Here is a 13,418-nt window from a genome sequence, read left to right as displayed (position 1 = left end):
TTTGCGCCCTCTTGCCGCGCGCCACGGCGCTGCCATACTTACGACGCCGTAGGTTACGGATGCGTAGCCACGGATCCGTCCTTCGACGCGTTTCCCCTTCCCCTCACCCCCCAGGGACACCCATGACCATGAGCCCCGAGATGACGTCGGCGTCCGAGGCGCCGGACGCCGCCGAGGCGCCGCTGCCCTCCGCCACGCTGGGCGGGGACAGCAAGCGTTCGATCGAGCAGATCACCCTGCTGCTGTTCATCACGGTGCCGTTCCTGGCGCTGCTCGCGGCGGTGCCGCTGGCGTGGGGCTGGGGGGTGAGCTGGCTGGATCTGGGGCTGATGGTCGTCATGTACTACATCGGCTGCCACGGGATCACGATCGGTTTCCACCGGTACTTCACGCACGGTTCCTTCAAGGCGAAGCGGCCGCTGCGGATCGCGCTGGCGATCATGGGGTCGCTCGCGGTGGAGGGTCCGCTGGTGCGGTGGGTGGCCGATCACCGCAAGCACCACAAGTTCTCGGACGCGGAGGGTGACCCGCACTCGCCGTGGCGGTTCGGCGAGACGGTTCCGGCGCTGATGAAGGGCCTGTGGTGGGCGCACATCGGCTGGATGTTCGACGAGGAGCAGACGCCGCAGCACAAGTACGCGCCCGATCTGATCAAGGATCCGGCGATCCGGGCGATCTCGCGCCAGTTCGTGCTGTGGACGGTCGTGTCGCTCGCGATCCCGCCGGTGGTGGGCGGTCTGGTGACGATGTCGTGGTGGGGCGCGTTCACGGCGTTCTTCTGGGGCTCGCTGGTGCGGGTGGCGCTGCTGCACCACGTCACGTGGTCGATCAACTCGATCTGTCACGCGGTGGGCAAGCGTCCGTTCAAGTCGCGTGATCGTTCGGGGAACGTGTGGTGGCTGGCGGTGCTGTCCTGCGGCGAGTCCTGGCACAACCTGCACCACGCGGACCCGACGTCGGCGCGGCACGGGGTGCTGCGCGGGCAGGTCGACTCCAGTGCGCGGCTGATCCGCTGGTTCGAGCAGCTGGGCTGGGCGAGCGATGTGCGCTGGCCGGCGAAGTCCCGCATCGAAGCCCGGCGCCGGACCGCGTCCGCAGACGCGGCATGATGGAAGACGTGGCGATCGAGGGCAGGACCGGCGGTACCGGCAGCAGCGGCGGAGAGCAGAAGCCCCGGCGGGGGCGCCGGGTGCGGATGACGGGCGCGGAGCGCCGGGAGCAGCTGCTCGACATCGGTCGCACGCTCTTCGCGGAGAAGGGCTTCGAGGGCACGTCGGTGGAGGAGATCGCGGCGAAGGCCGGGGTGTCCAAGCCGGTGGTGTACGAGCACTTCGGCGGCAAGGAGGGGCTGTACGCGGTCGTCGTCGACCGGGAGATGCGGCAGCTCCTGGACGGGGTGACGGGGGCGCTGACGGCGGGGCATCCGCGGGAGCTCCTGGAGCAGGCGGCGTTCGCGCTGCTCGACTACATCGAGAACTACACGGACGGGTTCCGGATCCTCGTGCGGGATTCGCCGGTGGCGCAGTCGACGGGCACGTTCGCGTCGCTGATCAGTGACATCGCCACCCAGGTGGAGGACATCCTGGGCCTGGAGTTCAAGGCGCGGGGCTTCGACCCGAAGCTGGCGCCGCTGTACGCGCAGGCGCTGGTGGGCAGTGTGGCGCTGACGGGTCAGTGGTGGCTGGACGTCCGCAAGCCGGAGAAGTCGGAGGTCGCGGCGCATCTGGTGAACCTGGCGTGGCACGGTCTGGACGGTCTGGAGCAGAAGCCGCGGCTGATAGGGCACCGGAAGAACTGACGCCGGCGCCGGGCCCGGCGGGGGGCCGGGAGGCGAGAAACGACCGGACGGTCGGATTCGGCGAGGTAAACATCTGGTAATCGGCGGCGCCGTGAGTAGACTCGTGTTCAACATCCGGGGGGGTGTTCCGACCGTCCTACGAGGTCGTCTCCGCGTGCTTTCCGCCCTGCGCTGACGCCGTTCGACGCCTGTTCGAGCCCCCCTGTTTGGTTCCGTCGAACCTCTGATCCCTGGGGGGGATCTTTTTGTTCTTCATGCGTTCCCAGCGTGCCCGCCGCCTCGCGGGCTGCACCGCCCTCGCCCTCTCTGCGGGCATGCTCCTCGCGGGCCCCGCGTCGGCCGACGCGCCGGCGCCGCACGCGGCCACCGAGAAGCCCGCGCAGTCTCCCGCCGCCCCGTCGCTGCGGACCGTCCCGCAGACGGACGGCGCCCGCGCCGGGCTCGCCGGCGTCACGGCGGAGCGTCCGCCGTCGCGCTCGGACCTGGACGGCGACGGCCGGACCGACCTCATCATGCGCATCAACGGCTCGCTGCGCACGGCGACGACGAACTCCGAGGGCGCCGAGTTCATCCGCAACGACGGTGACACCTCCTTCGTCAAGGACGTCATCCCGCTCGGCGACCAGGACAAGAACGGCAGCGGTCCCGAGATCCTGACGCTCTCGAAGTTCGGCGCGCTGAGCGTGTACGGCGACGCCACCACGTCCTACGGCAGCCTCCGCTGGGTCGGCGCGGGCTGGCAGATCTACAACAAGATCTTCTCGCCCGGCGACCTCAGCGGTGACGGCCGCGCCGACGTGCTGGCCCGTACGCCCGCCGGCGAGCTGTACGTGTACGTCTCCACCGGCACCCCGAACGCCCCGTTCCACGCGCGCAAGCTGGTCGGCAAGGGCTGGTACGCCTACGACCAGCTGATCGGCCTCGGCGACAGCGACGGCGACGGCAAGGGCGACTTCCTCGCCCGTACGCCCTCCGGCGTGCTCTTCTACTACGGGAGCTCCGACAGCCCGTACACGCTGAAGCCGCGCAAGGAGGTCGGCCGGGGCTGGCAGCAGTACAACCAGATCATCGGCATCGACGACGACAACGCGAACGGGATCCCCGACGTCCTCGCGCGCGGCGTCGACGGCACGCTGTACGAGTACTTCGGCACCGGCCGCGGCTACTACACCTCGCGCAAGCAGGTCGGCTCCGTGGGCGCCTGGGACGGCGTGGACCAGTTCTCCGGCGCGGGCAACGTCCCGGCGCACGGCAAGGAGGGCATGGTCGCCCGCACCAAGGGCGGCACGCTCTTCTGGTACGACTCGATGAACAACGGCCGGGTCGCGCCCCGCATCCAGATCAGCGACGACAACGGCTGGTACGGCGCGACGCTGTTCGAGGTCAACTCCCTCGGCCGGAACGCGGTCTCCGACACGCTGGAGATCTTCGACGGTCACCTCTACGGCAACGAGACCGACTTCGGCGGCGGCTGGGGCGCGATCAACCAGATCGCCGGCCCCGGCGACCTGAACGGCGACGGCACCGGCGACTTCGTGGCCCGTGACCGCGACGGCGTCCTGTGGCTCTACCGGAGCAACTACGACGGCAACGCCCTGCACGCCCGCGTCAAGATCGGCGGCGGCTGGAACGCGTACGACCGGATCGTCGGCTCGGGCGACTACAGCGGCGACGGCCTCAACGACCTGATCGCCCGCGCCAAGGACGGCACCCTGTACCTGTACCAGGGCACCGGCCAGGCGGGCTACGCGTTCAAGTCCCGCGTGAAGATCGGCGGCGGCTGGAACGCGTACGCGAAGATCGTGGCGCCCGGTGACATCACGGGTGACGGCAAGGCCGACCTCCTCGCGGTGAACTCGGGCGGCGAGCTGTTCCGCTACTCCGGCACCGGCGACACGGGCTACGTCTTCAAGCCGCGCGCCTCCATCGGCACCGGCTACCAGATCTACAACGGTCTGTACTAAGTCGTACCGCGCACCTCGCAGGACGCCCCGCACCGGTTCCCCGGTGCGGGGCGTTCCCGCGTCCGCCTCCTGCGGGTCGGAGAGCCGTCACGACCGGGAGGTATGCTCCCCCCACACCCGGGGGGTTCGCCCTTCGTACGCGTTTCCTCCGTAGCGAGGCGCCGCGGACCCGTTTCCGGTCCCACGACATTCTGATCCCTGGGGGGGATCTCTTTGCGTTCTGTGCACTTCACGCGTACGCGCCTCGGCGCGTGCACCGCGCTCGTCCTCTCCGCCGGCATGCTCCTCGCGAGCCCCGCGATCGCCGACTCTCCGGCGCCGCGCCCGGCCGTCGAGAAGCCGGCGGCGGACTTCACCCCGCCGTCCCTGACGCGGCCGACGAGCGGCGCGCTCCGTCAGGGCGCGACGGCGGCCTCCGGTGTCGGCGCCTCGCCGCAGCTGTCGGACCTCGACGGCGACGGCTACAGCGACCTGATCTACCGCGGCTGGGACGGCAAGGTCTACACGACCGCCGCCGCGGACGCGTTCACGTCCATCACCACGCCGCCGAAGGACATCATCCCGATCGGCAACCAGGACGGGAACGCCAGCGGCCCCGAGCTCCTGACGCTGTCCTCGCAGGGCGCCCTCCGCCTGTACGCCGACGCGACGCCGACCAGCGCGAGCTACGTCTGGCAGGGCAACGGCTGGAACATCTACAACAAGGTCGTCGCGCCCGGCGACGTCAACGACGACGGCCGCGCGGACCTGGTCGCCCGCGACCTCGACGGCAACCTGTGGCTGTACTACGCCACCGGCGTCCGCACCGCGCCGTTCGCGTCGCGCGTGAAGATCGGCACCGGCTACAACATCTACGACCAGCTCCTCGGCATCGGCGACAACAACGGCGACGGCTGGGCGGACCTGATCGGCCGCGACACCGCCGGGAACCTGTGGTTCTACGCCGGTACGGGCGACAAGGCCAAGCCGTTCGCCACCCGCAGGTCCATCGGCACCGGCTGGGGCGTCTACAACCAGATCCTGCCCGTCGGCGACGACAACGGCGACGGCAACGGCGAGCTGATCGCCCGCGACTCGAAGGGCACGCTCTGGTACTACACCGGCAAGGGCGACGGCACCCTCGCGGCCCGTCAGCAGCTCAGCGACACGGGCGGCTGGACCGGCATCCCGCAGTTCGCCGGGGCGGGCAACAACCCGGTCGCCGGCGAGAAGGAGGACGTCCTCGCGCGGGACACCCGCGGCACGCTGTTCTGGTACCGCGCCTCGACCGGCGGTGGTCTCAACGCCCGCAGCCAGGCGGGTGACGTCGGCGGCTGGAACGGCGCCAACTTCACCCACCTGTCCTCGATGGACGCGGACGCCTCGTCGGACATCGCGGAGATCTACCAGGGCCGCCTCTCCATCGACGGCGTCGACCTCGGCGGCGGCTGGGGCGTCTACAACACGATCGTCGGCGCGGGTGACCTGTCCGGCGACGGCAAGGGCGACCTGCTGGCCCGCGACGCCTCCGGAATCCTCTACCTCTACAAGGGCAACGGCTCCGGCACCGCCCTCGCCGCCCGCGTCAAGGTCGGCACCGGCTGGGGGACGTACAACAAGATCGTCGGCGCCGGTGACTACACGGGCGACGGCCGCACGGACGTCGTGGCCCGCACCTCCGCCGGCGACCTGTACCTGTACGCCGGCACCGGCAACGCCACCACGCCGTTCAAGGCCCGCGTGAAGATCGGCACCGGCTGGAACACGTACTCCAAGATCGTCGCCCCCGGCGACCTCAACGCCGACGGCAAGGGCGACCTCCTCGGCGTCACCTCGGGCGGCGACCTCTACAGCTACCTGAACACCACCCCGGGCAAGTTCGCCGCGCGCGCCAAGATCGGCACCGGCTACGGCATCTACAACAGCATGTCCTGACGATCCGCCAGGGCCCGAAGGCGCCCCGCACCCGGCTCGGGTGCGGGGCGCCTGTTGTTCATCCGTAGATCGCTGGCGTCAGGCGCAAGCGTGAGTAGACTCGTGTTCAACATCCGGGGGGGTGTTCCGACCTTCGAACGAGGTCGTCTCCGCATGCCCACTGGCCTGCGCTGACGCCGTTCGATGCCGTACGAGCCCCCCTGTTTGGTTCTGTCGAACCTCTGATCCCTGGGGGGGATCTCTTGCTGTTCCAGCACTCCAAGCGCGCTCGCCGCGTCGCGGCCTGCACCGCTCTCGCTCTCTCCGCCGGCATGCTCCTCGCGGGCACGGCCTCCGCCGCCGACACCCCGGCGCCGCTTCCGTCCGTCAAGAAGGAGGCGCCCTCCTTCACCCCGCCGAAGCTGACGCTCCCGAAGAAGGGCGCCGCCCGCGCCGGCGTCGCCGCCGCCGGCGAGGCCTCCTCGCTGCCGCTGTCCGACCTGGACGGCGACGGCATCGACGACGTCATCTTCCGGGGCGTGGAGGGCGAGCTCTCGAGCACGGCCACCAGCCTCGACGACGTCTTCGAGCTCTACCGCGAAGACGACGTCGCCAAGGACATCATCCCGATCGGCCAGCAGGGCGGTGACACCACCGAGCCCGAGGTCCTCGTCGTCTCGGAGAACGGCACGCTCAAGCTGTACGCGGACGTCGACCCGACCGGTACGCCGTACGAGCACGTGGTCGGCGGCGGCTGGCAGGTCTACAACAAGGTCACCTCGCCCGGCGACGTGAACGGCGACGGCCGCGCCGACGTGGTCGCCCGCACCAAGGACGGCCAGCTGTACCTGTACCTGGCCACCGGCAACCTGGACGCGCCGTTCGGCGGCCGCGTCCTCATCGGCGGCGGCTGGGGCGCCTACGACCAGCTCGTGGGCCTCGGCGACGGCAACGGCGACGGCAAGGGCGACCTCTACGCCCGCGACACCGCCGGCACCCTGTACTTCTACGCCGGTACGGGCAGCACCACCCAGCCGTTCGCCGCCCGCCAGTCCGTCGGCGGCGGCTGGAACATCTACAACCAGATCCTGCCCGCCGGCGACGGCGACCTCCTCGCCCGGGACAACGCGGGCACCCTGTTCTACTACCCGGCCAACGGCAACGGCACCCTGGCCTCGCGCCAGCAGGCCAGCGACGCGGGCAGCTGGGCGGGCGTCCAGCAGTTCGCGGGCGCCGGCAACAACGCGTACACGGGCAAGGAGGGCATCTTCGCCACCACGCCCGGCGGGGCCTGGTACTGGTACTACAACAGCACCACCGGCAAGCTGGACCCGCGCGAGGAGATCCTCGGCGCCGGCGGTCTGACGGGCGGTCCGGCCCCCCTCCACTTCTCCTCGATGAACGCGGACGGCATGTCCGACACCGGCTTCGTGTTCGAGGGCCACCTGTGGATCGACGGCAACGACCTCGGCGGCGGCTGGGGCGTCTACAACACCCTGGTCGCCCCCGGTGACCTGTCCGGCGACGGCAAGGGCGACCTGCTCGCCCGCGACGCCTCCGGCAACCTCTACCTGTACAAGGGCAACGGCTCCGGCACCGCCCTCGCCGCCCGCGTCAAGGTCGGCACCGGCTGGGGCATCTACAACAAGATCGTCGGCGCCGGTGACTACACGGGCGACGGCCGCACGGACATCGTGGCCCGCACCTCCGCCGGCGACCTGTACCTGTACGCCGGCACCGGCACCGCCACCACGCCGTTCAAGAGCCGTCTGAAGATCGGCACCGGCTGGAACACGTACTCCAAGATCGTCGCCCCCGGCGACCTCAACGCCGACGGCAAGGGCGACCTGCTCGGCATCACCTCGGGCGGCGACCTCTACCGCTACCTGAACACGACCTCGGGCAAGTTCACCGCGCGCGTCAAGCTCGGCGGCGGCTGGGGGATCTACAACTCCGTCCAGTAACGGACCGAGTGCCTCGCGGGCGCCCCGCACCGGACCCCCGGTGCGGGGCGCCCCCGTGTGTCACGAGCCCTTGCGGGCGACGGCGAAGATCCGGCGGAAGGGGAAGACCGTGCCGTGCGGGCCCGGCGGGTAGGCCTCGCGCAGGAGCCGGCGGTACTGGTCGAGGAAGGCGTCGACCGCCTCCCGGTCGTCGCCCAGGGTCGTGAGGACGGGCCGCAGCGCGGTGCCCTTGACCCAGTCCAGGACGGGGTCCTCCCCCTGGAGCAGCTGGCAGTACGTGGTCTCCCAGACGTCCGCCTCGCAGCCGAGGTCGGTGAGGCGGGTGAGGTACTCGTCGGTGTCGAGGATGTGGACGTAGCGGCGGCCCTGGTCGCCGAGGCGGGAGCGCCACTCGGGGGTCTCGCAGAGCTCGCCGAGCAGGGCGTGGCTGGGCGAGGTGAAGTTGCCGGGGACCTGGAAGGCCAGGGTGCCGCCGGGGCGGAGTCCCTCGATCCAGGCGGCGAAGGACTCGGGGTGGTTGGGCACCCACTGGAGGGCCGCGTTGGAGACGATCAGGTCGTACGGCTCGTCGGGGGTCCAGTGGGCGGCGTCGGCGGTCCGGAAGTCGAGCCAGCCGCCGCCCCGGGTGGTTCCCGACCAGTCCTTCTCCGCACGTTCCAGCATCTCCGGCGACAGGTCGAACCCGGTGATGTGGGCGTCGGTCCACCGGTCGGCGAGGAGGACCGTCACATTGCCGGGTCCGCAGCCGAGGTCGGCGATGCGGGCGGGACGCTGCCGGGCGGGCAGCTGGGGTATTCGGGCGAGGAGATCGAGGAACGGGCGGGTGCGGTGGCCGGAGTGTCGGAGGTACTGCTGTGGATCCCAGGTCGGTGCGGCGGTGTCCACGGAATGCATGTTCGAAGCCCCCTTGCTGGCAGGTGTTGCCGAAGCGGAACGGAGTTCCGGCGGGGTCCCTTCCCCATAGTCCAGGGAAATATATCTTGACTCCAAGATACTTGAGATCAAGAAGCTTGAACACAAGAGACTTTATGTCAACAGACCCTTTACACTGATCGTCATGGAGGACGAGGTCGACCGACTGGTCGCAGCATGGCGCCGCGAGCGCCCCGACCTCGACGTGGAACCGCTCGAGGTGCTCAGCCGCGTCTCACGGCTCGCCCGCCACCTCGACCGCGCCCGTCGGCTCGCCTTCTCCGAGCACCAGCTGGAGCCCTGGGAGTTCGACGTCCTCACCTCGCTGCGCCGCGCCGGAGCGCCCTACCAGCTCTCCCCCGGCCAGCTCCTCACCCAGACGCTGGTCACCTCGGGCACCATGACCAACCGCATCGACCGGCTCACCAAGAAGGGCCTCGTCGAGCGGCTCCCCGACCCCAGCGACCGGCGCGGGGTCCTGGTCCGGCTCACCCCCGAGGGCCGCGACCGCGCCGACGAGGCGCTCGCCGGACTCCTCGCCCAGGAGCGCGCCATCCTGGCCCAGCTCTCCCGCGCCCAGCGCGGCGAACTGGCCGCGCTGCTACGCCGGCTGACCGCCCCGTTCGACAACGTCCCCGGGTAGCACCGGCTCCGCGGGACCCACGCCCGCCCGGCGGGCCAGCGCCACCGCCGCGAGCGTCGAGTGCACGCCCAGCTTCCCCAGCACGTTCTGCATGTGCGTACGGACGGTGTGCGGGGACAGGAAGAGGCGCTCGGCGACCGCCTTGCGGCCCAGACCCGCCACCATGCAGCGCAGCACCTCCCGCTCGCGCGGCGTCAGCGACTCCACGAGCCGCTCGCTGTCCGTCCGGTGCCTGCGCGCCTCCGTCAGCTCCCGCAGCACGCCCGTGAGCAGCGCGGGCGGCAGATGCGTCTCGTCCCGCAGCACGCCCCGGACCACCGCGAGCAGCCGCTGGAGCGAGCAGTCCTTCGCGACCCAGCCGGAGGCCCCCGCCTGGAGCGCGAGGGCGGCGCGGCGCGGATCGTCCTTCTCGGCGAGGACGACCGTACGGAGCGCGGGCTGCACCCGTCGTACGCCCGTGACCAGCGAGATCCCGTCGACCGCGCCCTCGGCGTCGTCGGGCACCGCGCGCGCCACGGCCGCGCCGGCGGGTCCCGCGCCCAGCTCGGCGTCGACGAGCAGCACGTCGAACCTGCGGCCCTCCGCCGCGCCGCGCTCCAGGCAGCGCAGGGCCGCCGGGCCGCTGCCGGCGGCGGCGACGTCGACATCGGGCTCCGCCGCGAGGGCGGCGGCCAGCGATTCGGCGAAGATGCGGTGGTCGTCCACCACCAGGACGCGGATGCGTGCCACGGACACTCCCAAGTGTCGAGGAACGGACCGACGCGGGTACGGCGCCGGAGGCGGGGCCGTCGACGGCACGGCCGCCGCCGTGCGTTGACTGCTACCCCGCTTCTGGCGCCGTACCCGACGGGTCTCGCCCCCTGAACAGCACCGGCCCCCACCGGCGCTGCCCCTCAGAGTAGGGGCGGGGCGGCGCGGTGGGGGCCGTTTCGCGGAACTGTCCGAAGTCGTGGGAATGCGAGCGGTGTTCGGGGACGCCGTTCAGACGCGGCGCGCGCCCGCCGACGGCACGGCGGGGAAGATCCCCGGGGGCGCGTATCCGGCCGCGGCGAAGGCCTTCCCCACGGCGGCGGACACCTCCTCCGCCCGCTCCGCCTCCACCAGGACCACGGCGGAGCCGCCGAAGCCGCCGCCGGTCATCCGGGCGCCGAGCGCCCCGGCCGCGTTCGCCGCCTCGACGACGAGGTCGAGCTCCGGGCAGGAGACCCGCAGGTCGTCCCGGAGGGAGGCGTGGCCCTCGGTGAGGACCGGGCCGACCTCCCGGGTGGCGCCGGCGTCGAGGAGGGCGATGGTCCGCTCCACCCGCGCGTTGTCGGTGACGACGTGCCGCACGTACCGCAGAATCGTCTCGTCGCTCAGTCGTGCGAGTGATTCCGGCAGATGCGCGGCGCTGACTTCGCGCAGGGCGCGTACCCCGAGCGCCCGCGCACCCGCTTCACACCCGGCGCGCCGCTCGGCGTACGCGCCGTCCCCGAGCGCGTGCTTCACGCGGGTGTCGACGACGAGCAGCCGCAGCCCCTCCCCCGCGAGGCCGAAGGGGACCTGACGGTACGAGAGGTCCCGGGTGTCCAGATGGAGGGCGTGGCCCTCCTCGGCGCAGGCGGAGGCCATCTGGTCCATGACCCCGCAGGGCACGCCGACGAAGGCGTTCTCGGCGCGCTGGGCGATCCGGGCGAGCTCGGGGCGGGAGAGCCCGAGCCCGAACAGGTCGTTCAGGGCGAGCGCGACGACGACCTCCAGGGCCGCCGAGGAGGAGAGCCCGGCGCCGGTGGGCACGGTCGAGGCGAGGTGGACGTCGGCTCCGGCGACCGGGTGCCCGGCCTCCCGCAGCGCCCAGACGACACCGGCCGGGTAGGCGGCCCAGCCGCCGCCGGAGAGCGGCTCCAGGCCATCGGTAGCCAGCTGGACGATCCCGCCGTCGGTGTCGGCGGAGTGCAGGCGCAGGACGCCGTCGTCGCGGCGGGAGACGGCGGCGACGGTGGTGTGCGGCAGGGCGAGCGGCAGCACGAAGCCGTCGTTGAAGTCGGTGTACTCCCCGATGAGGTTGACCCGCCCGGGGGCGGCCCAGAGGCCGTCGGGCGCGGCGCCGTACAGCGCCTCGAAGTCCGCGGCGAGGCTCATGCGCCCTCCTCCCGGAGGCGGGCGAAGGCCCAGGCGTCGGCGACGACGTCCGCGAGGTCCGGGCGGGACGGCGTCCAGCCGAGCCGCTCGCGGGCGGCCTCGGCGGAGGCGACCAGGACGGCGGGGTCGCCGGGGCGGCGCGGGGCGGTGATCTCCGGGATCGGGTGGCCGGTGACCTTGCGGACGGTCTCGACGACCTCGCGGACGGAGAAGCCGTTGCCGTTGCCGAGGTTGCAGATCAGGTGCTCGCCGGCCGTCATGGCGTCGAGCGCGAGGAGGTGGGCCTCGGCGAGGTCGGCGACGTGGATGTAGTCGCGGACGCAGGTGCCGTCCGGGGTCGGGTAGTCCTCGCCGTACACGGAGATCGCCTCGCGGCGGCCGAGGGCGACCTGGAGGACGAGCGGGATCAGGTGGGACTCGGGCGCGTGGCGTTCGCCGAGCACTCCGTACGCCCCGGCCACGTTGAAGTAGCGCAGCGAGACGGCGGCCAGGCCGTGGGCGGCGCACTCCCCGCCGATCATGTGGTCGACGGCCAGCTTGCTCGCGCCGTACGGGCTGGTGGGCGCGGTCGGCGCGGTCTCGGTGATCGGCACGCTCTCCGGCTCGCCGTAGGTGGCGGCGGTGGACGAGAAGACCAGCCTGCGGACGCCGGCCGACCGCATGGCGGCGAGCAGGGCCATGGTGCCGCCGACGTTGTTCTCCCAGTACTTCTCGGGCCGGGCGACGGACTCGCCGACCTGGGAGAAGGCGGCGAAGTGCAGGACGCCGTCGTACGTGGGGTCCAGCCACCGCCCGGCGTCCTGGATGCGGCCCTCGATGAACTCGGCGCCCTCGGGGACGGCTTCGGCGAAGCCGGTGGAGAGGTCGTCGAGGACGGTGACCCGGTGGCCCCGCTCCAGGAGGTGGGCGGCGACGACGCTGCCCACGTACCCGGCGCCTCCCGTCACCAGATACTTCCGTGTCATGCGCTTGCCACCTCTCGGAGTCGTCGGGCCGCGTCCTCCGGCCGGATGTCGTTCATGAACGCACCCATGCCGGACTCGGTGCCCGCGAGGAACTTCAGCTTGCCAGAGGCCCGTCGGACGGTGAAAAGCTCCAGGTGCAGTCCGAAGTCCTCGCGCCGCTCGTCCGTGAACGGCGCCTGGTGCCAGGCGGCGATGTAGGGCGTCGGCGGCTCGTCCGGGCCGAAGATCCGGTCGAAGCGCCTCAAGAGTTCCAGGTAGACCTGTGCGCACTCTGTGCGCGCGGCGGCGTCGAGGGCGAGCAGGTCGGGCACCCGGCGCTTGGGGTGGAGGTGGACCTCGTACGGCCAGTGGGCGGCGTACGGCACGAAGGCGATCCAGTGCTCGGTCTCCAGGACCACCCGCTCGCCGTCGGCGCGTTCGCGGGCGACGACGTCGTCGAAGAGGTTCCGGCCGGTCGCCGCGCGGTGCTCGTCGGCGCGGCGACGCATGGCGGCCGTGCGGGGCGTGACGTACGGGAAGGCGTAGATCTGGCCGTGCGCGTGGGGCAGCGTGACGCCGATCTCCGCGCCGCGGTTCTCGAAGCAGTAGACCTGTTCGACTCCGGGCAGGGCGGCGAGCGCGGCGGTCCGGTCGGTCCAGGCGTCGAGGACGAGCGCGGCGCGCTCCTCGGTGAGGTCGGCGAAGGAGTCGGTGTGGTCGTCGGTGAAGCAGACGACCTCGCAGCGGCCGACGCCGCCGGAGAGGGAGGGGAAGCGGTTCTCGAAGACCACGACCTCGTAGCTCTCCTCGGGGACCTCGCTCTCGCGGCCGTCCCGGGCGGGGCAGAGCGGGCAGGCGTCGGCCGGCGGGTGGTAGGTGCGGGCCTGCCGGTGCGAGGCGACGGCGACGCGGTCGCCGGTGAGCTCGTCGTACCGGATCTCGGAGCGGGAGACGACGGGGGTGAGGGGGCGCGGGTCGACGGCGGTGCGGACGAGGTCGTCGCGCGTGTCGTAGTAGATCAGCTCGCGCCCGTCGGCGAGCGTGGTGACGGTCTTCTTCACGGGGGTGCCCTCCGGGCAGGACCAACCAAACAGAACCACGCACAAAAAACCACATTCGAACATCACCGTCAATGGCGAAGCCGGCCCCCTCACACGGACGGGGCCGGCCGGACGAGCA

The 13,418-nt window shown here is 71.7% G+C and carries 11 protein-coding genes; 6 read left to right on the top strand and 5 right to left on the bottom strand.

Annotated features, from left to right (window positions below; all coding sequences use genetic code 11):
- Positions 1–122 precede the first annotated feature (122 nt).
- The 5 genes from GGE06_RS34315 (at position 123) to GGE06_RS34295 (ending at position 7,619) form a co-directional block, all read left to right on the top strand.
- Positions 123–1,109, top strand: coding sequence for an acyl-CoA desaturase (locus GGE06_RS34315; protein WP_181924616.1), 987 nt, complete (start codon positions 123–125; stop codon positions 1,107–1,109).
- Positions 1,106–1,798 (top strand): TetR/AcrR family transcriptional regulator, encoded by a 693-nt coding sequence (locus GGE06_RS34310; protein ID WP_116160544.1) that lies wholly within the window; start codon positions 1,106–1,108, stop codon positions 1,796–1,798. Before GGE06_RS34315 ends, GGE06_RS34310 begins: the two co-directional genes overlap by 4 nt.
- A gap of 254 nt (positions 1,799–2,052) precedes the next feature.
- Positions 2,053–3,762 (top strand): FG-GAP repeat domain-containing protein, encoded by a 1,710-nt coding sequence (locus GGE06_RS34305; RefSeq protein WP_246532908.1) that lies wholly within the window; start codon positions 2,053–2,055, stop codon positions 3,760–3,762.
- Positions 3,763–3,984: 222 nt separating this feature from the next.
- Positions 3,985–5,676 (top strand): FG-GAP repeat domain-containing protein, encoded by a 1,692-nt coding sequence (locus GGE06_RS34300; protein WP_312883401.1) that lies wholly within the window; start codon positions 3,985–3,987, stop codon positions 5,674–5,676.
- A gap of 242 nt (positions 5,677–5,918) precedes the next feature.
- Positions 5,919–7,619, top strand: a complete 1,701-nt coding sequence (locus GGE06_RS34295) for an FG-GAP repeat domain-containing protein (protein ID WP_246532906.1) — start codon at positions 5,919–5,921, stop codon at positions 7,617–7,619.
- 60 nt (positions 7,620–7,679) lie between these two features.
- Here the strand turns inward: GGE06_RS34295 and GGE06_RS34290 are convergent, their stop codons facing one another.
- Positions 7,680–8,513, bottom strand: coding sequence for a trans-aconitate 2-methyltransferase (locus tag GGE06_RS34290; RefSeq protein ID WP_116160543.1), 834 nt, complete (start codon positions 8,511–8,513; stop codon positions 7,680–7,682).
- 163 nt (positions 8,514–8,676) lie between these two features.
- On the opposite strand from GGE06_RS34290, the gene GGE06_RS34285 reads away from it, so the two are divergent.
- Complete coding sequence (locus GGE06_RS34285; RefSeq protein ID WP_024754861.1) at positions 8,677–9,174, top strand: MarR family winged helix-turn-helix transcriptional regulator; 498 nt, start codon at positions 8,677–8,679, stop codon at positions 9,172–9,174.
- On the opposite strand, the gene GGE06_RS34280 is transcribed toward GGE06_RS34285, so the two are convergent.
- From GGE06_RS34280 to galT, 4 genes are all read right to left on the bottom strand, one after another.
- On the bottom strand, positions 9,133–9,915 hold the full coding sequence (locus GGE06_RS34280) for a response regulator transcription factor (RefSeq protein ID WP_116160542.1): 783 nt from the start codon (positions 9,913–9,915) through the stop codon (positions 9,133–9,135). The two genes, GGE06_RS34285 and GGE06_RS34280, sit on opposite strands and share 42 nt — an antisense overlap.
- A 240-nt stretch (positions 9,916–10,155) precedes the next feature.
- Complete coding sequence (gene galK, locus GGE06_RS34275) at positions 10,156–11,295, bottom strand: galactokinase (protein WP_184932622.1); 1,140 nt, start codon at positions 11,293–11,295, stop codon at positions 10,156–10,158.
- Positions 11,292–12,260 (bottom strand): UDP-glucose 4-epimerase GalE, encoded by a 969-nt coding sequence (galE, locus tag GGE06_RS34270; RefSeq protein ID WP_116160540.1) that lies wholly within the window; start codon positions 12,258–12,260, stop codon positions 11,292–11,294. The genes galK and galE overlap by 4 nt, the downstream gene beginning before the upstream one ends.
- Positions 12,257–13,300: a galactose-1-phosphate uridylyltransferase gene (gene galT / locus GGE06_RS34265; protein WP_116160539.1), complete on the bottom strand. Its 1,044-nt coding sequence runs from the start codon at positions 13,298–13,300 to the stop codon at positions 12,257–12,259. The genes galE and galT overlap by 4 nt, the downstream gene beginning before the upstream one ends.
- Between the last annotated feature and the right edge of the window lie 118 nt (positions 13,301–13,418).

This window comes from Streptomyces nymphaeiformis, assembly GCF_014203895.1.
Taxonomy (GTDB): domain Bacteria; phylum Actinomycetota; class Actinomycetes; order Streptomycetales; family Streptomycetaceae; genus Streptomyces; species Streptomyces nymphaeiformis.
The sequence above is the reverse complement of the archived record's forward strand: the minus strand, read 5'-3'. Positions and strand labels throughout refer to the sequence as shown.

What these genes read in the sequence shown, in the direction of transcription:
- GGE06_RS34315 (WP_181924616.1), top strand. Translation starts at nt 123, where the DNA reads ATGACCATGAGCCCCGAGATGACGTCGGCGTCCGAGGCGCCGGACGCC.
- GGE06_RS34310 (WP_116160544.1), top strand. Translation starts at nt 1,106, where the DNA reads ATGATGGAAGACGTGGCGATCGAGGGCAGGACCGGCGGTACCGGCAGC.
- GGE06_RS34305 (WP_246532908.1), top strand. Translation starts at nt 2,053, where the DNA reads ATGCGTTCCCAGCGTGCCCGCCGCCTCGCGGGCTGCACCGCCCTCGCC.
- GGE06_RS34290 (WP_116160543.1), bottom strand. Translation starts at nt 8,513, where the DNA reads ATGCATTCCGTGGACACCGCCGCACCGACCTGGGATCCACAGCAGTAC.
- GGE06_RS34285 (WP_024754861.1), top strand. Translation starts at nt 8,677, where the DNA reads ATGGAGGACGAGGTCGACCGACTGGTCGCAGCATGGCGCCGCGAGCGC.
- galK (WP_184932622.1), bottom strand. Translation starts at nt 11,295, where the DNA reads ATGAGCCTCGCCGCGGACTTCGAGGCGCTGTACGGCGCCGCGCCCGAC.
- galE (WP_116160540.1), bottom strand. Translation starts at nt 12,260, where the DNA reads ATGACACGGAAGTATCTGGTGACGGGAGGCGCCGGGTACGTGGGCAGC.